At 73.0% G+C, this 19,557-nt stretch carries 24 protein-coding genes; 8 read left to right on the top strand and 16 right to left on the bottom strand.

Features of this window, described 5'->3' with window-relative positions; all coding sequences use genetic code 11:
* Window positions 1–36: 36 nt before the first annotated feature.
* Together ACWDVW_RS01485 and ACWDVW_RS01490 are read right to left on the bottom strand one after the other, a co-directional pair.
* A complete protein-coding gene (locus tag ACWDVW_RS01485) occupies window positions 37–552 on the bottom strand; it encodes an O-acetyl-ADP-ribose deacetylase (RefSeq protein ID WP_449943348.1) in 516 nt (171 codons plus the stop codon).
* 2 nt (window positions 553–554) lie between these two features.
* Window positions 555–1,346, bottom strand: a complete 792-nt coding sequence (locus tag ACWDVW_RS01490; protein WP_449943350.1) for an EI24 domain-containing protein — start codon at window positions 1,344–1,346, stop codon at window positions 555–557.
* Window positions 1,347–1,499: 153 nt separating this feature from the next.
* On the opposite strand from ACWDVW_RS01490, the gene ACWDVW_RS01495 reads away from it, so the two are divergent.
* Genes ACWDVW_RS01495 through ACWDVW_RS01515 form a run of 5 tightly spaced genes read left to right on the top strand, consistent with a single transcriptional unit; the run spans window position 1,500 to window position 6,054 of the window.
* Window positions 1,500–2,408 carry an ABC transporter ATP-binding protein gene (locus tag ACWDVW_RS01495; protein WP_449943353.1) on the top strand — a complete coding sequence of 303 codons (909 nt, stop codon included), beginning with the start codon at window positions 1,500–1,502 and terminating at the stop codon, window positions 2,406–2,408.
* A gap of 11 nt (window positions 2,409–2,419) precedes the next feature.
* Complete coding sequence (locus tag ACWDVW_RS01500) at window positions 2,420–3,154, top strand: ABC transporter permease (protein ID WP_449943355.1); 735 nt, start codon at window positions 2,420–2,422, stop codon at window positions 3,152–3,154.
* A gap of 12 nt (window positions 3,155–3,166) precedes the next feature.
* Window positions 3,167–4,423, top strand: a complete 1,257-nt coding sequence (locus ACWDVW_RS01505; RefSeq protein ID WP_449943357.1) for a sensor histidine kinase — start codon at window positions 3,167–3,169, stop codon at window positions 4,421–4,423.
* Window positions 4,420–5,070, top strand: coding sequence for a response regulator transcription factor (locus tag ACWDVW_RS01510; RefSeq protein WP_350693092.1), 651 nt, complete (start codon window positions 4,420–4,422; stop codon window positions 5,068–5,070). Before ACWDVW_RS01505 ends, ACWDVW_RS01510 begins: the two co-directional genes overlap by 4 nt.
* Before the next feature lie 3 nt (window positions 5,071–5,073).
* The gene (locus tag ACWDVW_RS01515; protein ID WP_449943361.1) at window positions 5,074–6,054 is read left to right on the top strand and encodes a helix-turn-helix transcriptional regulator; all 981 of its coding nucleotides are present in this window, start codon (window positions 5,074–5,076) and stop codon (window positions 6,052–6,054) included.
* Window positions 6,055–6,092: 38 nt separating this feature from the next.
* Here the strand turns inward: ACWDVW_RS01515 and ACWDVW_RS01520 are convergent, their stop codons facing one another.
* The 8 genes from ACWDVW_RS01520 to ACWDVW_RS01555 form a co-directional block, all read right to left on the bottom strand.
* Entirely contained in the window at window positions 6,093–7,007 is a 915-nt protein-coding gene (locus tag ACWDVW_RS01520) for an SDR family oxidoreductase (RefSeq protein WP_449943364.1), read from the bottom strand.
* A 97-nt stretch (window positions 7,008–7,104) separates the two neighbouring features.
* Complete coding sequence (locus ACWDVW_RS01525; RefSeq protein ID WP_449943367.1) at window positions 7,105–8,703, bottom strand: DEAD/DEAH box helicase; 1,599 nt, start codon at window positions 8,701–8,703, stop codon at window positions 7,105–7,107.
* Window positions 8,704–8,856: 153 nt separating this feature from the next.
* A complete protein-coding gene (locus ACWDVW_RS01530) occupies window positions 8,857–9,078 on the bottom strand; it encodes a hypothetical protein (protein ID WP_350693098.1) in 222 nt (73 codons plus the stop codon).
* Between the two features lie 137 nt (window positions 9,079–9,215).
* Complete coding sequence (locus ACWDVW_RS01535; RefSeq protein ID WP_449943370.1) at window positions 9,216–9,953, bottom strand: alanyl-tRNA editing protein; 738 nt, start codon at window positions 9,951–9,953, stop codon at window positions 9,216–9,218.
* Window positions 9,954–9,964: 11 nt separating this feature from the next.
* Window positions 9,965–10,852, bottom strand: coding sequence for an alpha/beta fold hydrolase (locus ACWDVW_RS01540; protein WP_449943373.1), 888 nt, complete (start codon window positions 10,850–10,852; stop codon window positions 9,965–9,967).
* Window positions 10,849–11,163 (bottom strand): DUF2516 family protein, encoded by a 315-nt coding sequence (locus tag ACWDVW_RS01545; protein ID WP_350693103.1) that lies wholly within the window; start codon window positions 11,161–11,163, stop codon window positions 10,849–10,851. The genes ACWDVW_RS01540 and ACWDVW_RS01545 overlap by 4 nt, the downstream gene beginning before the upstream one ends.
* 81 nt (window positions 11,164–11,244) lie before the next feature.
* Window positions 11,245–12,045, bottom strand: coding sequence for a hypothetical protein (locus ACWDVW_RS01550; RefSeq protein WP_449943377.1), 801 nt, complete (start codon window positions 12,043–12,045; stop codon window positions 11,245–11,247).
* Window positions 12,042–12,677, bottom strand: coding sequence for a helix-turn-helix domain-containing protein (locus ACWDVW_RS01555; protein ID WP_449943380.1), 636 nt, complete (start codon window positions 12,675–12,677; stop codon window positions 12,042–12,044). Before ACWDVW_RS01555 ends, ACWDVW_RS01550 begins: the two co-directional genes overlap by 4 nt.
* Before the next feature lie 204 nt (window positions 12,678–12,881).
* Between ACWDVW_RS01555 and ACWDVW_RS01560 the strand changes: the two genes are divergently transcribed.
* Window positions 12,882–13,685 carry an alpha/beta fold hydrolase gene (locus tag ACWDVW_RS01560; RefSeq protein WP_449943383.1) on the top strand — a complete coding sequence of 268 codons (804 nt, stop codon included), beginning with the start codon at window positions 12,882–12,884 and terminating at the stop codon, window positions 13,683–13,685.
* Between the two features lie 148 nt (window positions 13,686–13,833).
* Here the strand turns inward: ACWDVW_RS01560 and ACWDVW_RS01565 are convergent, their stop codons facing one another.
* From ACWDVW_RS01565 to ACWDVW_RS01580, 4 genes are all read right to left on the bottom strand, one after another.
* Complete coding sequence (locus ACWDVW_RS01565; protein ID WP_449943521.1) at window positions 13,834–14,814, bottom strand: asparaginase; 981 nt, start codon at window positions 14,812–14,814, stop codon at window positions 13,834–13,836.
* 73 nt (window positions 14,815–14,887) lie between these two features.
* A complete protein-coding gene (locus tag ACWDVW_RS01570; RefSeq protein ID WP_449943386.1) occupies window positions 14,888–15,715 on the bottom strand; it encodes a 3-keto-5-aminohexanoate cleavage protein in 828 nt (275 codons plus the stop codon).
* A 131-nt stretch (window positions 15,716–15,846) separates the two neighbouring features.
* Window positions 15,847–16,959 (bottom strand): CAF17-like 4Fe-4S cluster assembly/insertion protein YgfZ, encoded by a 1,113-nt coding sequence (ygfZ, locus tag ACWDVW_RS01575; RefSeq protein ID WP_449943389.1) that lies wholly within the window; start codon window positions 16,957–16,959, stop codon window positions 15,847–15,849.
* Window positions 16,956–17,390 (bottom strand): Fur family transcriptional regulator, encoded by a 435-nt coding sequence (locus ACWDVW_RS01580; RefSeq protein ID WP_350693115.1) that lies wholly within the window; start codon window positions 17,388–17,390, stop codon window positions 16,956–16,958. The genes ygfZ and ACWDVW_RS01580 overlap by 4 nt, the downstream gene beginning before the upstream one ends.
* A gap of 65 nt (window positions 17,391–17,455) precedes the next feature.
* On the opposite strand from ACWDVW_RS01580, the gene ACWDVW_RS01585 reads away from it, so the two are divergent.
* Window positions 17,456–18,304, top strand: a complete 849-nt coding sequence (locus tag ACWDVW_RS01585) for an aminotransferase class IV (protein WP_449943392.1) — start codon at window positions 17,456–17,458, stop codon at window positions 18,302–18,304.
* Window positions 18,305–18,367: 63 nt separating this feature from the next.
* Here the strand turns inward: ACWDVW_RS01585 and ACWDVW_RS01590 are convergent, their stop codons facing one another.
* On the bottom strand, window positions 18,368–18,967 hold the full coding sequence (locus ACWDVW_RS01590) for an FABP family protein (RefSeq protein WP_449943395.1): 600 nt from the start codon (window positions 18,965–18,967) through the stop codon (window positions 18,368–18,370).
* A 55-nt stretch (window positions 18,968–19,022) separates the two neighbouring features.
* Complete coding sequence (gene mtfM / locus ACWDVW_RS01595) at window positions 19,023–19,127, bottom strand: small membrane protein MtfM (protein ID WP_449943398.1); 105 nt, start codon at window positions 19,125–19,127, stop codon at window positions 19,023–19,025.
* Window positions 19,128–19,139: 12 nt separating this feature from the next.
* Here mtfM and ACWDVW_RS01600 point away from each other — a divergent pair, with 12 nt between their 5' ends.
* Complete coding sequence (locus ACWDVW_RS01600) at window positions 19,140–19,514, top strand: DsrE family protein (protein ID WP_396741948.1); 375 nt, start codon at window positions 19,140–19,142, stop codon at window positions 19,512–19,514.
* The last annotated feature ends 43 nt before the right edge of the window (window positions 19,515–19,557 follow it).

Here is a 19,557-nt window from a genome sequence, read left to right on the forward strand (position 1 = left end):
CATGGCCGCCCCGCCCCTGCAAGCAGCAGGCAGGCGTCAGCCGATCGCCTGGACGCGCTCGGCGACGGCCAACGTGTCCGCACCGAACAGGACCAGTCGGGCCTCGGTGACCGTCGTCGGGCTGGCCGCGCGCAGAACCGACAGCGCCTGGCGGACCGCGTCGTCGATCGGCCAGCCGTAGATCCCGGCGGAGATCAGCGGGAAGGCCACGGTGCTCGCGCCGAGGTCGTCGGCGACGGCCAGGCTGTTGGCGTAGCAGGCGCGCAGCAGCGGTGAGCGGTCCTCGGTGTCCGTCCAGACCGGGCCGACGGTGTGCACCACCCAGCGGGCCGGCAGGTCACCGGCGGTGGTCGCGACGGCCTCGCCGGTCGGCAGGCCCCGACCGTACCGGGAGGCGCGCAGCGCGCGGCACTCGGCGAGGATGGCCGGTCCGCCCCGGCGGTGGATCGCGCCGTCGACTCCCCCGCCGCCGAGCAGCGACGAGTTGGCGGCGTTGACGATCGCGTCCACCCGCTCGGCGGTGATGTCCCCCTCGACCAGCGTGACGTCCATGCTCACGCCTCCGTGATGGGTTGGCCGAGCGTACGACGGGCCAGCAGGGCGGCACCGGCCACCGCCGCCGGCATCAGCAGGACGGCACCGAGCGGGATCAGGAAGCAGACGAAGACGGCCACGCCGAAGCCGAGCGCGGTAGGGCGGTCCGCCTTCAACACGGCCCGACGGTCCCGCAGGCCCTTGCCCCGACGGTAGAAGGGCGCGCCGACCAACTCCACGGCGAGCAGCCAGCCGCCCACCATCGCGCCGATGACGGGTACCACGGTCTGGCCGAGCAGCGGGATGAAACCGGCGGCGAACAGCGGAATGCCGACCAGGACGGCCAGCGCCACCAGGCGGAGCGAGTCGGCGATGCTGCGCCGCAGCGACGGCCAGAACGGCACCTCGACCGCGTCGGGGGTGCCGCCGTACCGCTGCTCCACCCGCTCGGAGATCTTCTCGTAGAACGGGTCGCCGATGACCAGCGTGACCGCCGTGAAGGTGAGCACGGTGAGCAGACCGCCGAGGCCGAGGATCGCCAGGCCGGCGATCACCCGGACCACGTTGCGCGCGGTCGTCGCCCAGTCGTCGGCGAACGGGGTCACGAACCGGGCCAGGTCGCCGACGAAGTAGACCAGGGTGGCGTACACGGCGAGGAAGATCGTCCCGGAGATCAGCGCGGGCACGATGCCGAGCAGCATCAGGCCGGGACTGCGGACGTACAGGGCGATGCCGCGCAGCAGCAGCGCGGCGCCGCCGACGAACCGGCGGGCGCTGCCCACGGCGGCGCCGGGGATCGCGGATGCGTTCACGTCGCAGAGCCTAGTCACCGCCGCCACATCAACCGGTTGACGGATCGCCGGGATCAACCGGGGCCGCCGCCGGGCGTCGCCCGTCGGTCGATCCGCTGCCGGACCGCAGCCGCGACGCTTGAGGGGTACGGGAACGCGGCGGCGGGAGGCGGCATGTCGGTCATCGAGGTGACCAGTCTGCACAAGCGGTACGGCGAGACGGTGGCGGTGGCGGACGTGTCCTTCACCGTGGCGGACGGGGAGATCTTCGGCGTGCTCGGCCCGAACGGCGCCGGCAAGAGCACCACGGTGGAGTGCGTCGCCGGGCTGCGCGTCCCTGACGGGGGCGGGGTGTCGGTCCTCGGGCTCGACCCCCGCCGGGACGGTGCCCGGCTGCGCCAGCAGGTCGGGGTGCAACTCCAGGAGAGCCAGTTGCCCGACAAGCTGCGGGTCGCGGAGGCGCTGGAACTCTACGCGTCGTTCTACCGCAGACCGGCCGATCCGGAGCAGCTGATCGAGGAGCTGGGCCTCGGCGCGAAGCGGAACGCGCCGTACGGCAAGCTCTCCGGCGGCCAGAAGCAGCGACTGTCGATCGCGCTGGCCCTGGTCGGCAACCCGAGGATCGCGATTCTGGACGAGCTGACCACGGGGCTGGACCCGCAGGCTCGACGTGACACCTGGGGACTGATCGAACGGGTTCGGGACCGAGGCGTGACGATCGTCTTGGTCACCCACTTCATGGAGGAGGCCGAGCGGCTCTGTGACCGGATCGCCGTGATCGATCAGGGGCGGGTGGCGGCCCTGGACAGCCCGGCCGGTCTGGTCGCGGCGGTGGCACCGGAGCAGCGGATCCGGTTCCGGCCGTCCGCTCCGCTGGACGATCGACTACTCACCGATCTGCCGCAGGTGACCACCGTGACCCGTAGCGGCAGCCAGGTGGTGGTGGCCGGCACCGGCGAGCTGCTGCACGCGGTCACCTCGGTGCTCGCCCGCCACCGGATCACCGCCGCCGACCTGCGGGTGGAGCAGGCGAGCCTCGACGACGCGTTCGTCGAGCTGACCGGGCACCGGCTCACCGACTGAAGGGAACGACGATGCACGCCTTCGGCCAGATCCTCCGGACCGAGACCAAGCTCTATCTGCGGGACCTCCCGACGCTGCTGCTCACCATCCTGTTGCCCGCCGGGATCCTGACGGTGCTCGGGCTGGTCCCGTCGTTCCGCGAACCGGACCCGAACTTCGGTGGGCAGTCCTTCCTCACGTACTTCACGCCGTCGCTGCTGGTCGCCTCGGTGGCGATGGTCGGGGTGAACGTACTCCCGTCGGTGCTGGCCACCTATCGCGAGCGCGGCATCCTGCGACGGCTGGCGACCACTCCGGCGAGCCCGGCGGCGCTGCTGGTCGCCCAGCTCGTCCTCGCTCTCGCCGGGATCCTGACCAGCGCGGTGCTGCTCGCCCTGGTCGCCCGGTTCGCGTTCGGCTCGCCGTTGCCGCAGCATCCCTGGGGGTTCGCCGCCGCCTTGGTCCTGGGTACGGCGGCGTTGCTGGCGCTGGGTCTGGTGATCGCGGCGGTGGCAGGCACCGGCCGGTCGGCGCAGGCGATGTCGGTACCGCTGTTCATGGTGGTGATGTTCTTCGGCGGGGTCTACCTGCCCCGGTTCCTGCTGCCCGACGTGCTGGCCGACCTCGGCGCGTACCTCCCGCCCGGGGTGCAGGCGCTGCTGGACGCCTGGACGGGCACCGCACCGGAGCCGCTGCACCTGGGGATAATGGCGGCGATCGCCCTGACGGCCGGCACCGTCGCGGCGAAACTGTTCCGCTGGCAGTGAACGGGGGGCCAGGTGACCAGCAGCGGCGAGACCGGCGACCGGCCGCAGATCTGGCAGGAGCGGCTCTACCGGGTGCTGCCCTTCGGCGGGCTGGCCGTGGGCACCCTGTTGGCCACCGTCGCGCCGACCCCGCGCAGTCTCCCGCTCACGGTGATCCTGCCCGTCGTCGGAGCCGCCGCCTGCTGGGTCGCCTGGTTCGTCACCCTGCATCCGGACTGGCACGACCGGCGGGCTCCGATGGCGTTCTTCTACGTGGGGCTGTTGGGCTTCGCCGCCACGCTGGTCATCGCCAGCCCGTGGTACGGCTTCTTCGCCTGGGTCGGCTTCGTCTACGCGTTCTTCCTGCCGGGCCGGTGGCCGATGGCCGGGGTGACCGTCACCGCCGCGTTGCTCGGCACCTCGCAGAGCGGCGGGCTGCCGTCGATCTCCGCACACTGGCTGGTCTGGCTGGTGATGGTGCTGTTCAACCTGGTGGTCGCCGGGGGCGTGAGCTGGTTCGCCTTCGTGGCCGAACGGGAGGGCGAGAAGCGCAAGCGGCTGGTGGCGGAGCTGACCGACGCCAACGAACGGCTCGCCGAGACCGTGCGGGAGAACGAGGGGCTGCACGCCCAGCTCATCACGCAGGCCCGGGAGGCCGGTGTGCTCGACGAACGCCAGCGGATGGCCCGGGAGATCCACGACACCCTGGCCCAGGGGCTGACCGGCATCATCACCCAGTTGGAGGCGGCCGAGCAGTCCCGAAACCGCTCGGCCGACTGGCAGCGGCACGTGGACAACGCGCTGGACCTGGCGCGGGAGAGCCTCACCGAGGCCCGCCGGTCGGTCCGGGCGGTGCGCCCGGAGCCGCTGGAGACCGCCCGGTTGCCCGACGCGCTCGCCGAGCTGGGTGGCCGCTGGTCGGCCCGGCACGGGGTGGCGGCCAGCGTCAGCACCACCGGTACGCCCCGTCCGCTGCACCCGGAGATCGAGGTGACGCTGCTCCGGGCCGCACAGGAGGCGTTGGCCAACGTCGCCCGACACGCCGCCGCGTCCCGGGTCGGGCTCACCCTGTCGTACATGTCGGACGTGGTGACGTTGGACGTCCGCGACGACGGGTCGGGGTTCGACATCGGCGGTGGCGGCGAACCGGACCGGGACGGCGGCTTCGGTCTCACCGCGATGCGGCAACGGGTCACCAGGGTCGGTGGTCGGCTGGCCGTCGAGTCCGAACCGGGTACCGGCACCGCCGTCTCCGCGTCCGTGCCGGCGCTGCCCGGAGCGGCCGCATGACCGGCCCGGTACGCCTGCTCATCGTCGACGACCATCCGGTGGTCCGGGACGGTCTGCGGGGCATGTTCACCGGCGACCCCGGGTTCGAGGTGCTCGGCGAGGCGGCGGACGGTGCCGAGGCGCTGGCGCTGGCCGAGGCGCTGCGGCCGGACGTGGTGCTGATGGACCTGCGGATGCCGGGCATGGACGGGGTGACCGCGATCGGGCGGCTGGCCGCCTCCGGCAGCCCGGCGAAGGTGCTGGTGCTGACCACCTACGACACCGACGCCGACGTGCTGCCGGCGATCGAGGCGGGCGCCACCGGCTACCTGCTCAAGGACGCACCCCGCGAGGAACTGGTCCGGGCGGTACGCGCCGCCGCCCGGGGCGAGTCGGTGCTCTCTCCCAGCGTCGCCGGGCGGTTGATGGGGCGGCTGCGGACCCCGCGTACGCCGGCCGAGGAGCCGCTGAGTCAGCGGGAACTCGAAGTGCTCACGCTCGTCGCCCGAGGCTCGTCGAACCGCGAGGCCGCGGCCCGGCTGTTCATCAGCGAGGCCACCGTCAAGACACACCTGCTGCACGTGTACGCCAAGCTCGGCGTCAACGACCGGGCGGCGGCGGTCGCCGTCGCGTACGACCGGGGCCTGCTCACCCCAGGCGGGCGGTGACCGGTGCGCGCCGCCCGACTGATCTCGTTGCTGCTGTTGTTGCAGTCCCGGGAGGTGATGACGGCAGCGGAGCTGGCCCGCGAGCTGGAGGTCTCCGAACGCACCGTCTATCGGGACGTGGTGGCGCTCTCCGCCGCCGGGGTGCCGGTCTACGCCGACCGGGGGCCGGCGGGCGGCTACCGGCTGCTCGGCGGCTACCGGACCCGGTTGACCGGGATGACCCGGGACGAGGCGGAGGCCCTCTTCCTGGCCGGACTGCCCGGCCCGGCCGGTGAGATGGGGCTCGCCGACGCGGTGGCGGCGGCCGAACTCAAGGTGCTCGCCGCGCTGCCGCCGAGCCTGCGCGACGCCCCGGCCCGCACCGGGCAGCGGTTCCACCTGGACGTGCCGGGCTGGTACCACCACCGGACCGCCCCGCCGACGTGGCTGACCGAGCTGGCCGGCGCGGTCTGGCGGGACCGGGTGGTGACGCTGCGCTACCAGCGCGGGGAGCGCGAGGTGACCCGCCGGATCTGTCCGTACGGTCTCGTGCTCAAGAACGGGACCTGGTATCTCGTCGGCCGCGTCGGCGAGGACGTCCGCACCTATCGGGTGGACCGGGTCACCGCCGTCGAGCCGCACGAGGAGACCTTCGACCGGGAACCGGACTTCGACCTGGCGGCGCACTGGCAGCGCGAGGCCGCGTCGTTCCTGCGGAGCATGCTGCGGGCCGAGGTGACGCTCCGGCTGAGCCCGGTCGGCCTGCGCGTGCTCCGGCACCTGGTCGACGCCCCGTTCGGGTACGACGAGGCGGTCGCCGCCGCGAGCGGACCCGACGAACAGGGCTGGTCGACGATCCGGCTGCCCGTCGAGTCCGTCGACGTGGCGTACGCCCAACTGCTCGGGCTCGGGCCGGAGGTGGAGGTCTGCGACCCGCCCGAGTTACGGGCCCGGCTGGCCGAGGCGGCGGCCCGGACGGTCGCCCTCTACGCCACCGACCGTTAGCCGCCGACCGGCGTGCACCGCCGGTCGGCGGTCGGGGGTCAGCGGTAGCCGGTGACGTCGGCGGGGCGACCGGCGTCGACCACCTCGCTGATGTAGCGGAAGGCGTCCGGCTGACTACCGTCGACGTCGGTGAAGCCGTACACCTGGGACAGCTCACCGGCGGAGACGGACCGGCCGTTCCAGCGGTGCCGGTCGGAGTCGGTGGCGAGTGCGGCGACCGCCCGGCCGACGAAGGCCGGCGTCTCGGAGATCAGGAAGTGCGGATCGGTGGCTACGCCGTCCCGCCAGTTCTCCTCGGTGACACCGAAGTGCTCCAGCATCGCCTCCGACCGCAGCCATCCGGGGCTGAGCGCGACGGCCGTGCCGCCGTACTCCTTCAGCTCGTGCGCCCAGATGAAGGCGAGCCGGTTGACCGAGGTCTTGGCCAGGTCGTAGAAGACCGACAACCGGTAGTTCTCGTCGTTGTACGCCTTCGTGCCGTCGCCGACCTCCACCACCAGCCCGCCGGGACGGCGGGTCAGCAGCGGCAACGCGAAGTGGCTGGTGATCACGTGGGTCTCCACCGCCAGCCGCAGCGTCCGGAAACCGGCGTCGAGCGGCTGTTCCCAGACCGGCTTCTCCCAGGTGATCAGCGGGTCGGCACCCCACACGTCGTTGACCAGCACGTCAAGTCGGCCCTGCTCGGCGTCGATCCGCTCGACCAGGGCCCGCACCTCGTCCGGCACCAGATGGTCGGTCCGGACCGCGATCCCGGTGCCTCCGGCGGCGGTCACCAGCTCGGCGGTCTCCTCGATGGTCTCCGGCCGGTTCAGCTCGGAGCGCGCCGCCCGGCTGCTGCGACCGGTGGCGTACACGGTGGCACCGGCCGCGCCGAGTTGCACCGCGATCTGCCGACCGGCTCCCCGGGTGGCGCCGGCGACCAGCGCCACCTTTCCCGTCAACGATGTCGTCATGACGGTCACGGTGCCAGGGATACCTGACAACCGACGTCAGCTTTGGCGACGACGTCCCGCCGGCTCTGGCGACGAGTCGGACCCGGCGGTGCCGACGTCAGCCCTGCCGGCGGCGTCCGCTCGGCCGGGCGCGAGCGGAGAAGGCCGCCGCTCCGGACCGCGTCCCGCCGGCCGGTGCCGCGCCGGAGCGGGCCGCCTGCGACCGCGCGCCCTGGGACCGACCGGAACCGGCCTGCGCCCCCTGGGCACGCTGGCCCCGACCCGAACCGGTCTGCGCCTCCTGGGATCGAGCTGCGCCGCCCTGATTACCCCGGGACCGGCCGGTGCCGCCCTGACCGCCGTGGGACCGGCCGGTGCCGGCCTGTGCCGTCTGGGGTCGCGCCGCACCGTTCTGGGTGGCGCCGGTCGGTGCCGACGTACCGCCGCGACGGCCGCCCCGGTTCGAGCGCGGCTCGCGTACCGGCTCGGCGGACTCCACCGGCCGGGCGACGAGCGTCCGCTCCCCCGGGGCGATCTCGCGCAGCAACGCGTCACCCGGACGCAGCCGGGTGGTGGTCGCCCGGATACCCGCCTTACGGGTCAGCTCCCGCACCTCGGACGCCTGCTGGTCGGTCATCAACGTGACGACCGTGCCGGCCGCGCCCGCCCGGGCGGTACGACCCGACCGGTGCAGGTACGCCTTGTGCTCGGCGGGCGGATCGGCGTGCACCACCAGGGCCACGTCGTCGATGTGGATGCCCCGGGCGGCGATGTCGGTCGCGACGAGCGTCTGCACCTCGCCGTCGGAGAACGCCTGGAGGTTGCGGGCCCGCGCCCCCTGGGCCAGGTTGCCGTGCAGCTCCACGGACTTCACCCCGGCGGCGACCAGGCGACGGGTGAGCGTCTTGGCCCCCCGCTTGGTGCGGGTGAACACCACGCTGCGACCCGGCGTGGCGACCAGGTCGACCAGCACGGCGAACCGCTCGTCGGCGAGCACGTGCAACACGTGATGCGTCATCGCGGTGACCGGGGACTGCGCCGAGTCGACACTGTGCGTGACCGGGTCGGTGAGGAACCGACGGACGAGCACGTCGACACCGGCGTCCAGGGTGGCGGAGAAGAGCAGGCGCTGGCCGCCGCGCGGGGTCTGGTCCATCAACCGCCGTACGGTGGGCAGGAAGCCCAGGTCGGCCATGTGGTCGGCCTCGTCGAGCACGGTGATCTCGACCGCGTCCAGGTGCGCGTGGCCCGCGTCGACGTGGTCGGCGAGCCGGCCCGGGCAGGCCACCACGACGTCGACCCCGGCCCGCAGCCCCTTGATCTGCGGATTGGCGGCCACACCGCCGAAGACGGTCATGGTGCGCAGCGACAGGGCCTGCGCCAGCGGGGCCATCACGGCGTCGATCTGGGAGGCCAGCTCACGGGTGGGCGCGAGGATCAGCGCCCGGGGACGCCCGGCCCGTCGAGGCGCCGGGGTGGCCGCCAGGCGGGTGAGCACCGCCAGTACGAAGGCGTACGTCTTGCCCGAACCGGTGCGGCCACGGCCGAGCACGTCGCGTCCGGCGATCGCGTCGGGCAGCGTGGCCGCCTGGATCGGGAACGGCCGGTCCACCCCGGCCGTGGCGAGGACGCGGGTGAGCGCCTCGGGCACGCCGAGATCGGCGAAGGTGGGAGTGGTCGAGGAGGTGTTCTGCTGCTGTGGGCGGCGTGCCGCCATGAATGCTCCGAACGTCGAAGAGAGATCCCGCCCGGCGCTGACCGCTTACCGGCCGCGGCGCGTGGCCTGGGAACATCGAGCCGGCCCGCCAGGACAGGGCCGCAAGGTCAGTCTACCCCCTGCCGCCCACCGACGTGCGGGAGCACGATCTGCTCAGGTGGTGGCGACGTCCTGCCACTTACGCTGGCCGTCCATCCACGCTCCGGCCAGGATCTCCGCCGACCGCAGGCCCGGACACGGAATGATCTTCGACCCGCCGGCGCCGCCGCCGGCCCGGGCCTCGACCTCCCACGACTCGCCGTCGGTGCGGATGAACACATCGCGACGTCCACGCACGGTGCGGTCGCCGTTCCACCAGTGACGCTCGGTTCTCACCCACAGACCGTACAGCAGAAATCGCCACCAAAGATGAGATGATCTTGTAATCTGTCGCGACGATCGGGTAAAGGATGCCGAGGCCGGACCGGCTCGGCGGGCCCGAACAGGCCGTCCGTACGCACTCCGGCCGGCGGCTAGTCGGCGAGGCGGATGCGTACCCGACGGTTCGCCCGGCCCTTGCTCTCGACCTTGACCACCCGGACCTGGCCGATCTGCGCGGTGGACGCCACGTGGGTGCCCCCGTCGGCCTGCACGTCCAGACCGACGATGTCGACGATGCGCACCTCCGCCTCGTCCGGCGGGATCAGGTTCGACTGGGTACGGATGATGTCCGGCAGGGCCAGCGCCTCCGTACGCGGCAACACCCGGGTCGCCACCGATCGGTCGGCCACCACCTCGGCGTTGACCAGTTCCTCGATCCGGGTCTTGAAGTCCGGCGGCACCTCGGGCAGGTTGAAGTCCATCCGTGCCTCGCCGGGTTCCATGTTGCCGCCGGTGACCAGCGCGCCGAAGTCGCGGAAGACCACCCCGCAGAGCACGTGCAACCCCGAGTGGGTACGCATCAGCCGGCTGCGCCGCTCGTCCTCCACCGCTCCGGTGACCGTGCTGCCGACCGGCGGCAACGGATCACCCTCGGCGGGGATCAGCCAGAGGTCGTCGCCCTTTCGGGTGCCCGCGATCCGGGTCTGCACCCCCTGCCACAGCAGGACACCGTGATCCGGCGGCTGGCCGCCACCGCCCGGATAGAAGGCCGAGCGGTCCAGCACGATGCCCTGCTCGGGGTCGCTGTGCAGGACCGTGCACTCCCACTCGCGCAGGTTCGGGTCGGCCAGGTCGAGGCGGTGGGTGCGGCCATGGTGTGTGACGCCCATGACAGCGCAGGCTACCCGTTCAGGAACTCGGAGATCCGGCCGCGCAGATCGGCGCGTTCCGTCCACAGCACGCCGGGGCGGGCGTACCGGTGCAGGGTGGCGCCCGGCAGCACGGCGGCGAGTTCCTCGGCCACCTCCACCGGGTGCAGGTCGTCCCCCTCGGCGGCGATCACCAGGGCCGGCACGGTCACCGCCGCCAGCGCCCCGGCGTCCGGCACCGGCACCTGCCCCGGCAGGTCGGCCAGTCCGGCGGCGAGTCCGTCGCGGAGCAGATGGTCCAGCCGCTGCCGCAGGTACGCCCAACCGGCCGGAGTGTTGCGCACGGCCGGCGGCATCTCGGCCGAGACCACCTCGGCCACCGCCGAGGCGTCCCCGACCTCCACCGCCGCGAGCAGCTCGGTCAGCCGAGCGTGGGCCAGCGGTCCCCGTGGCCGGTCGAGCGCGGCGGGCAGGAAGAAGACCAGCCGGTCGAAGCGGTCCGGGCTCTCCACCAGCAGTCGGCACAGTGCGCCCGCACCGAGACTCACTCCGAAGGCGCGGGTCGCACCGCTGAGATCGGCGACGGCGCGCAGGTCCCGGGCGAGGTCGAGGTAGCTCCACGGGCCGTCCGGCGCGTCCGAGCGACCGTGGCCACGGAACTGGAAGAAGACCTTGCGCCCGTTCACCCCGCTGCCGAACGGGCGGGTGGTGGCGATGCCGTTGCCGAAGCCGTGCGCGAACACGGTGACCGGGTCACCGACGCCGGTGACCAGCCGCTCCAGGCGTACGCCGTGCGGGGTGTCGACCAGCTCGGTGTCCGGGTCGGGCAGCGGCGGGCGACCGGTACGCGGTGCGCCCGGCCCCGGCCCGCAGGTGCGAGGTCCGCCGTCCGGTGGTGGTGGCCAGCGGAACGCCCTCACCAGGATCCTCTACCGTCGCCCAGTTCACGCAGGCCGACGCGCACGTCGAGCAGGTAGATGAGGGCGGCGGCGACACCGATCAGCCCGAAGATGCTCAGCGTGCTGCGGGTCAGCAGGGTCAGCAGGGTCGTGACCGCCAGGATCGCGATCCACCCACCCTTGGGCAGGGTGCCGATGGCGGGGAAGGCGTCGGAGCGCTGGGTGACGGCGTGCACGAGTGCCACCCCCTGCACGACCAGTGCGAACACGAAAAGGATCAGTTCGATCACGTAGCGGACGTCGAAGACGAAGATCGGCGCGGCGTTGGCCATGACGGCAAGCTTATGCTGGCGACCCCGGATCCGTCCGACAGGACGGGACCGGGGTCGCCGTGGTCGATGTGTCTGTCGTGGTCACTCGGCCGTCGGGCGGGTCCGCTTCGTGGCCCGGGGCAGCTTCGCCGACGGCGTGGCCTTCTTGGCGGCGGCCGACTGCCCGGTGCTCGCCTTCGCCGCGGTGGTCTTCTTGGCCGCGGCCTTCTTGGCGGCCGGCTTGGCCTCCACGATCTCGGCGACCTCGGCCGGGCTGGGCGCCTCGGCCTTCTTGCGCTGCGTCACCGGCGCGGCGGCCGGCGCGATCGCGGTGGGCTCCACCGTGGCCTCGGTGGCGTCGATGTCGGCGTTCACCGTCTCGGCGGCCTCCACCACGCCCGCACCGACGACCCGCTCACCGTGCGCGACCAGCGCGCCGTACGCGGCCAGTGCCCGCTCCTGGGCGGCGTGGGCACCGGCGACGACCACGGCGGCGTTGCGGGTCGCCAGCTCACGCAGCCGATCCAGGTCGGCGGCCTCGCGCAGCTTCTGCACGTCGGCGGCCTCGCGCAGCTTCGCCGGGTCGGCGACCTCACGCAACCGGTTGAGGTCGGCGGCCTCACGCAGCCGGTTGAGGTCGGCCGGCGTGGCCTTCTGCCGCAGCGACTCGGCGGTCTGGTTGGCGTTGCGCAGCGCGTCGTTGGCCTTCTGACGCAGCTCGAATCCGGCGACGACGGCCTTGCCACCGAGGTCGCTCACGACCCGCCCGCCGTCGGCGGTGACCCGGTCGCGCAGCTCGCCGACCACGGTCGGCAGTCGCCGCAACTGCTTCAGGGCGAGGTCGCCGGCACCGGCGGCAGCGTAGAGCGGAGCGGGAATGCGGTCGGTCTTCGGCTGGGTCATGACTTCTCCTCCTGGGCCTCGGCGGAGGCCTTGCGGACCACCGTGCGGGCGGCCTTCTTGGCTGGGGTACGGGTCGGCGCGGGGGCCGGACCGGCCTCCGTCACGGCGACCGATTCGAGAACGGCCTCGGTCGGCGATCCCTCGGCGGTGGTGGGACCGGTGGCGGCCAGGTTCGCCACGTCGGGCGAGGTGAGGTCGGGAACGTCGTTCGCGACGTTCGTCCCGCCGGCCACGTCGGTGTCGGCGGCGTCCTCCCGAGCGGCGTCCGCGGCGGCGGTCGCGTCGGCGAGCCGGGCGTTCTCCCGACGGAACGTCTCGTAGATCTGGGTCAGGGACTGCTTCTGGGCCATGGTCAGGTCCGGGTCGACCGCGATGGCCGCCAGCACGCCCTGACCCTCCTTGTCGTCGAGGAGCCCGGCGCGCAGGTACATCGCCGGGGTGGAGACCCGCAGCGCACTGGCGAGCTGCTGGAGCACCTCGGCACTGGGACGGCGCAGGCCCCGCTCTATCTGGCTCAGGTAGGGGTTGCTCACCCCGGCCTGCTCGGCGAGCTGCCGCAGCGAGATCTTCGCGTTCCGCCGCAGGTCACGAATGAACCCGCCGACGTCGGGAAGGTCCTTGGAAGTGGCCATGACTCCACGCTAACCGGCACTGCTAGCTCCTGCAAGCAAAACGCTAGCCCGAGTTAGCAAGGTCTCATCGGGCTGGATTCGCGCCCGCGTCCGGCTGGTCGTACCGTCCTCGCCGCCTCCGGTTCGCGGGCCCCGCGCACGGCGGCACGCCGTCCCGCCGCGTGCGGGTTTGCGCCCGCGCGCGCCCGGTCGTACCGTCTCGCCGTGACCAAGATCGAAGTGAATGGCGCACAGTTGGCGTACGACGAGACGGGCTCGGGATCGCCGGTCGTCCTCCTGCACGCCGGCATCGCGGACCGCCGGATGTGGCACGCGCAGCTCGACGCGCTCGCCGTCCGGCACCGGGTGATCGCCGTCGACCTGCGTGGTTACGGCGAATCCGAGCTGCCGTCCACCGCCTTCGCCCACCACGACGACGTGGCCGGGCTGCTCGACGCGCTCGACCTGCCCCGGGCCGCCCTGGTCGGCTGCTCGTTCGGCGGCGCGGTGGCGATCGACACCGCCCTTGCTTACCCGGCACGGGTCAGCGCACTCGCCCTGCTCGGCACCGCCGTCTCCGGCCACGAGTGGTCCGAGCAGACAAACGACCTGTGGGAGAGCCTGGTCGGCGAGGTGGACCCGGAGGACTTCGCGGCCACCGCCGCCGGGGAGGTGCGGTTCTGGGTGGTGGGCCCGGAACGGGACCCCGCAGACGTCGACCCGCACCTGGTGGCGTTCGCCACCGCGATGGACGAACACGCGCTCGCCGCCGAACTGGCGCTCAGCGCGGTGGACATCGCCGAACTGGATCCGCCGGCCAGTGGGCGGCTCGGCGAGCTGACCATGCCCGTACTGGTCATGGCCGGTGCGGCGGACGTACCCGACATCCGGCACCTGGCCGACCGCATCGCGGCCGAGGCTCCGCAGGCGGTACGCCTGCCCGACGTGCCGGACGCGGCTCACCTGCTCCCCCTGGAGCGCCCGGCAACGGTGAACGCCGCGCTGCTCGACTTCCTGCCTGCGGCATAGGGATGAAAGGAGGGGTCCCCTGCTAACGCCTGCGGTATAGCAGGGGACCCCTGCTAACCACTCCGCCGCCCGCGAACGACGGCGCACTCAGCCGCCCGCGAACGACGGCGCACTCAGCCGGCGGCGAACGACGGCTGCCGCCGAGGCGTCACCAGAGCGGACGGACGGCGCCGACCGGCAGGCCACCGCCGAAGAGCGGCACCTCGGCGAACTCCGCCAGCACCGGCGCGTCGACACCGAGCCGACGCAACGCGGAGACCAGCACCGGCATCCGGGGGCGACCGGCGCCGTCGTCGATCTTCAACGCCACCGCGCCGACGCCGGGCAGCGCGGTCGCGATCACGCCCTCCGCGCCCACCTTCGCCAGCAGCCCCGGTACGCCGCGCATCAGCCGGGTGTCGTCGGCCTCCGTGCCACCGACGATCTCCGGGTGCCCGCGCATGGCGTCGGCCACCGTACGCGGAGCCGTGCCCTCCTCCGCCGTCACCAGCCGCAGGTACGCCCCGGCCAGCCCGGTCAGCGACGCCGACAGCACCGGCGCGCCGCAGCCGTCCACACCGACCGCCACCGCCGACTCCCCGGTCAGCTCCTCGACCGCGTCCCGCAGTCGCTGCTGGAGCGGGTGCTCCGGCCGCCAGTACCCGTCCAGCGGCCAACCGGCGGCACGGCAGGTCAGCACCATCCCGGCGTGCTTGCCGGAACAGTTCATCTGGAGTCGGGTGGGACCGCCCCCGGCCCGCAGCACCGCCTCGCGGGCCTGCTCACCGACCGGCAGGTCCGGCGGGCAGTGCAGCGCGTCCTCGTGCAGACCGGCGGCGGCGAGCAGCCCGGCCACCCGGGCCAGGTGGAACTCCTCCCCCGCGTGGCTGGCCGACACCAGGGCCAGGTCGGCCGACCCGGTCAGCGGCAGCCCGGCGCCGATCATGCCGACCGTCTGCATCGGTTTGCTCGCGGAGCGCGGGAAGATCGGCGAGGTCACGTCACCCGCGGTGGCGACCACCGCGCCGTCGGCGTCGAGCACCACCACCGACCCCCGGTGTACGCCCTCCACGAAGCCGGACCGGACCACCTCGGCGAGGGCCGCGCCGCCCTCGTACGTCTCTCCCACAACGTGGACGGTACCGACGATGCGGTGTGGGCCGGCACCGGGGTGAGCAGGGACGCCACCTCCGGGTGTACAGCGACGGTGGGGAAGTCTCCCCTTACATTCCGAGCATCTCGCGCGCCTCGGCGGTGGTCATCGGCGGACGCTGCGCGAGCTGGGCGAAGCCGACCGCGCGGGCGACGAGCTGCATGTTGGACTCCACCGGCCGCCCCTTGGCGTACGTGATCGTGTCCTCCATGCCGACCCGCAGGTGGCCTCCGGCCGACAGACTCGCGAGCAGCACCGGAATGCTGGTGCGGCCGACGCCGGTCGCCGAGAACGTGGTCCCCTCCGGCAGGTCCCGCAGCATCTGCTGGGCCGCGACCAGGGTCGCCGTGGTGCCCGGCATCCCACCCGGCACCCCCATCACGAAGTCGACGTGCACGTGACCGCCGTGCGGCAGCCCGTACCGGCCGAGCAGCCGCTGCAACGCGGTCAGGTGGCCGAGGTCGAAGATCTCGTATTCGGGCACGACGCCCCGCTCCTGCATCCGGGTGTGCAGGTCGACGATGAACTCCCAGCGGTTGAGGAACACGTCGTCGCCGAAGTTGACCGTGCCCATGGTGCACGAGGCCATGTCCGGTCCCGCCTCCAGCACGGCCAGCCGGTGCGACTCCGGGTCGGTGACCGCCCCACCGGTGGAGAGCTGCACGATCAGGTCGGTGCTCTCCCGCAGCGCCGCCACGGTCTCCCGCAACCGTCCCTGGTCCAGCGTCGGGCGCGCCTGGCCGTCGCGGATGTGGACGTGGATCACGGAGGCGCCCAGCGCCTCGCACTCCTTCGCCGTGAGCAGCAGCTCGTCCAGGGTCACCGGCAGCGCCGGCACCTCCGTCTTGGCCGACTCCGCGCCGGTGGGGGCAACCGTGATCAACGTCGCTGTTGTCATGCCGGCGATCCTAGAACCCCCTTCCCGGTCCCCGGCGCAGGCAGGTGCCGTCGGTGCGAGCAGGGAGCGGGAGCCGTCGGTGTTAGCAGGGGACCCCTGCTATACCGCAGGCGTTAATAAGGTGCCCTTCCTTACATCACGTCGATGGCGGCGGTGCTCTCGCCGACCCGGAGCGTCGCGTCGTCCGAGACCGAGCGCTTCACCACGGCCAGCGCGATCTGGCCCTGCTCGTGGTGGAGCACGGCGGTGCCGACGAAGCCGACCGTCCGGTCGTCCAGCGTGATCGGGGTGCCGGCGGCCGGGAGCTGGTCGGTCATCACCCCGTCCAGGTGCAGCAGGACCAGCCGACGCGGCGGACGGCCCATGTTGTGCACCCGGGCGACCGTCTCCTGCCCCCGGTAACAGCCCTTGTCCAAGTGCACGGCGGGGGCGATCAGGTCCACCTCGGCCGGGATCGTGCGGTGGTCGGTGTCGACACCGACCCGAGCCCGGTGGGCGGCGACCCGCACCGCCTCGTACGCCCACAGCCCGGCGGGCCGCACACCGCCGTCGCGCAGCCGGTTCACCACCTGCTCCATGGCGGCCCGGGGCACCAGCAGGTCCACGCCGAGCGGCACCCGGCGAGCCCAGCCGCCATCGGGCAGCGGCGTGACGTCGTACCGGGCGGTCGGGCGGGCGGGCAGCTCACCGGAGCGGAACTTGGCCCCCGGTACGCCGAGCACCTCGGGCTCGGCGAGCGGCGGCACGTCCAGCAGGGCCACCGCGTCGGGCGCCTTCGGCCCGACCAGCGACAGCAGCGCGTACTCGGCGGTGGCGTCGCGGGGCTCCACCCGGCTGAAGAAGCGCATCTTCTCCAGGTAGCCCAACAGGCCCCCGGTGGCGCCGGGCTCGGTGTCCAGCCAGAGGGTGTCGCCGTCCTCGGTCACCATCGCGTGCTGCTCGACGTGCCCGTGCGGCGAGAGCACCAGCAGCTCGGTGCCCTGCCAGGCCCCCAGGTCGGCCAGGTGCTGGGTGGTGAGGGTGTGCAGCCAGGAGATCCGCTCCGCGCCCGGCACCGCGACCACGCCCCGGTGCGAGCGGTCCACCAGGCCGACCTCGGTGTCGAGCAGCCGCTGCTCACGCATCGGGTCGCCGTAGTGCGCGGCCACCGACCGTACGCCGGCCGCCGCGTGTGCCGGCTCCGGCTGGTCCCGGCTGGCCTCGTCGATGCTCTCCACGGTCACCGCACCCGCGATGTCGATCATTTCTGCTCCCCGTCCCCGTCTCCGCACCGCTCGCACACGCCGAAGAAGGAGACGTGGCCGATGTCGACCCGGAAGCCCCGCTCGGTCGCCAACTGGTCGGCCAGCGGGCGCAGCAGCTCGGGTTCCATCTCGTCGATCGCGCCGCACTCCCGGCAGACCAGGTGGACATGCTGGTCCTCCCCGGCGGCGTGGTAGGTCGGCGATCCGTGCGACAGATGGGTGTGGGTGACCAGGCCGAGCCGCTCCAGCAGCTCCAGCGTGCGATAGATGGTGGTGATGTTGACACCGGCGGCGACCTCGCGGACCGCCGTGTGCACCTGCTCCGGGGTGGCGTGCCCCAGGTCCAGCACCGCTTGCAGGATCAGCTGCCGCTGCGCCGTCAGCCGCAGCCCACGGGCGCGGAGCAGTTCCGCCAGGGAGGATTCGGACACCCTCCGATCATAGTTCGGAGATGCGCGTACCTCCGGATGCGGGCGTCGGCACTAGGCTCGGCCGCATGGTGGCGTCCCGGATCGGCGTACTGGGCCGGGGCCTGCGACCGCCCGGCGAGCCGCTGCTGCGCGGCGACGACCTCGGCGTCCTGCACGGCGACGGGCTGTTCGAGACCATGCACCTGCGCGGCGGTCGGCCGTGGCTGCGGCAGGAGCACCTGGCCCGGATGCGGGCCGGCGCAGCCGCCGTCGAGCTGCCCCTGCCCCCCGACGCCGACCTGGTCGCGCTGCTGGACGACGTCACCGCCGGCTGGCCGACCGAGGTCGAGGGCGCGCTCCGGCTGGTCTGCACGCGCGGCCCCGAGGGCGGCGGAGGACCCACCGTGTACGCCACCCTCGCCGAGGTGCCGACCACGGCTCGGCAGGCCCGCCGGGACGGGGTACGGGTGGCCACGCTTCCGCTGGGCGTACCCGCGCAGGCCCGACCGGACCTCGACTGGCTCCCCGCCGGCCTCAAGTCGACCTCGTACCGGGCGAGCACCGCCGCCCGCCGCTGGGCGGCCCGGGTCGGCGTCGACGACGTGCTCTGGGTCTCCTCCGACGGGTACGTGCTGGAGGGGCCGACCGCCAACGTGGTCTGGCTGGACGGGGACACCCTGTGCACGGTGCCGGCCCGGGACACCGGCATCCTGCCCGGCACCACCGTCGCGTGGCTGCTGGCGCACGCCGCCGAGCTGGGCTGCACGGCCGACGAACGGATGGTCACCCCGGCCGGTCTGCACACCACCGACGGCGTCTGGCTCACCTCGTCGGTACGCGGCGCGGTGGCGGTGCGCAGTCTCGACGGCACGCCGCTGCCGCCCGGTACGCGTACCGGGGCGGTGCAGGAACTGCTCGGTTTCCCGCTGCCCTGACGGCTGGCCGGAGGGCCGCCGTCACGGCCGACGCCGGAAGCCGAACGCCAGACGCCCGTCGACTCAGCCGGCCACCCGGATCAGGCGTGCCGACAGGTGCGGCGTGAGCGGCTGGCCGACCGCGGCCATGTCCTGCGCGTACAGCAGCGCTCCCTCGACGATGCCGAAGAGCCGGTGCCCGGCGGTCACCTCCTTGGCGGTGGAGGTCCGCACCACCGCGTCGGTGACGAACTCGATCTGCGTGCCCTTGCGCCGCCCGACGTGCAGCTCCATCACGCCGGTGGGGACGGTCAGCAGCGCCTCCAGCTCGTCGGTGACCCGGTCACCGTCGAACACCGGACGCCACCAGCCGACCTCCCGACCGGCCGGACGCACCGGCTGGCTCTGCTCGTCGAGGATCCACGCCCGCGACTCGTAGTGCAGGAAGGGACGGCCGTCGTGGCTGATCCGGATCTCCTGGGCGAAGTCGAAGTCCTCGATGGTGGGGAAACCACCCCGGCCGCGTCCCCGCCAGACGCCGACGTACGGCAGCAGCCCGTCCAGGCTCGGATGCAGCTTCGGCCCGACCCGCAGGTCGTGGCTCTCCTCGAAGGGGTACGGCTCGACCGGCGGCGCGTTCAGCCACGGCGGCGGTGCCAGCGGATTGTCGTCCGACGCGCTCACTGTGCCTCTTTCGTTCGCGACTGCGGGGCTCGCAACACCGGCTCACTCCTCGCGCTCACTGTCTGCCTCTCGCTAGGAGGACCGCCACATATACCAAGCCACCGGCGAGCGCGCCCAGGCCGGCGACCAGCAGGCTGACGAACCCGATCTCGGTGACCATCCGGGCCATCTTATGCTGGGCGGCATGGCCCGCACTCTCGTCGTCAAGGCCACCGCCGGCGCCGACGCGCCGGAGCGATGCGCCCAGGCGTTCACCGTCGCCGCCACTGCGGCGGCAGCCGGAGTACACGTCTCGCTCTGGCTCACCGGTGAGTCGACCTGGTTCGCGTTGCCCGGTCGCGCCCAGAATTTCGAGCTGCCGCACTCCGCGCCACTGGCCGAGCTGCTGCACGTGATCCTGGCGACCGGCACGGTGACCGCCTGCACCCAGTGCGCCGCCCGCCGGGACATCGGCACCGGCGACGTGATCCCCGGCGTGCGGATCGCCGGTGCCGCCGTCTTCGTGGAGGAGACGATGGCCGAGGGCGCACAGGCACTCGTGTACTGAGGGCAGCGCGCCGGAACCGGCCCGACAACTCGGGCTAATGCCT

It is taken from the genome of Micromonospora sp. NPDC003241 (genome assembly GCF_053589795.1).

What these genes read in the sequence shown, in the direction of transcription:
- ACWDVW_RS01555 (WP_449943380.1), bottom strand. Translation starts at nt 12,677, where the DNA reads ATGGCCACTTCCAAGGACCTTCCCGACGTCGGCGGGTTCATTCGTGAC.
- ACWDVW_RS01545 (WP_350693103.1), bottom strand. Translation starts at nt 11,163, where the DNA reads ATGGCCAACGCCGCGCCGATCTTCGTCTTCGACGTCCGCTACGTGATC.
- ACWDVW_RS01570 (WP_449943386.1), bottom strand. Translation starts at nt 15,715, where the DNA reads ATGACAACAGCGACGTTGATCACGGTTGCCCCCACCGGCGCGGAGTCG.
- ACWDVW_RS01485 (WP_449943348.1), bottom strand. Translation starts at nt 552, where the DNA reads ATGGACGTCACGCTGGTCGAGGGGGACATCACCGCCGAGCGGGTGGAC.
- ACWDVW_RS01585 (WP_449943392.1), top strand. Translation starts at nt 17,456, where the DNA reads ATGGTGGCGTCCCGGATCGGCGTACTGGGCCGGGGCCTGCGACCGCCC.
- ACWDVW_RS01520 (WP_449943364.1), bottom strand. Translation starts at nt 7,007, where the DNA reads ATGACGACATCGTTGACGGGAAAGGTGGCGCTGGTCGCCGGCGCCACC.
- ACWDVW_RS01510 (WP_350693092.1), top strand. Translation starts at nt 4,420, where the DNA reads ATGACCGGCCCGGTACGCCTGCTCATCGTCGACGACCATCCGGTGGTC.
- ACWDVW_RS01535 (WP_449943370.1), bottom strand. Translation starts at nt 9,953, where the DNA reads ATGGGCGTCACACACCATGGCCGCACCCACCGCCTCGACCTGGCCGAC.
- ACWDVW_RS01550 (WP_449943377.1), bottom strand. Translation starts at nt 12,045, where the DNA reads ATGACCCAGCCGAAGACCGACCGCATTCCCGCTCCGCTCTACGCTGCC.
- ACWDVW_RS01525 (WP_449943367.1), bottom strand. Translation starts at nt 8,703, where the DNA reads ATGGCGGCACGCCGCCCACAGCAGCAGAACACCTCCTCGACCACTCCC.
- mtfM (WP_449943398.1), bottom strand. Translation starts at nt 19,127, where the DNA reads ATGGTCACCGAGATCGGGTTCGTCAGCCTGCTGGTCGCCGGCCTGGGC.
- ACWDVW_RS01500 (WP_449943355.1), top strand. Translation starts at nt 2,420, where the DNA reads ATGCACGCCTTCGGCCAGATCCTCCGGACCGAGACCAAGCTCTATCTG.
- ACWDVW_RS01495 (WP_449943353.1), top strand. Translation starts at nt 1,500, where the DNA reads ATGTCGGTCATCGAGGTGACCAGTCTGCACAAGCGGTACGGCGAGACG.
- ACWDVW_RS01600 (WP_396741948.1), top strand. Translation starts at nt 19,140, where the DNA reads ATGCTGGGCGGCATGGCCCGCACTCTCGTCGTCAAGGCCACCGCCGGC.
- ygfZ (WP_449943389.1), bottom strand. Translation starts at nt 16,959, where the DNA reads ATGATCGACATCGCGGGTGCGGTGACCGTGGAGAGCATCGACGAGGCC.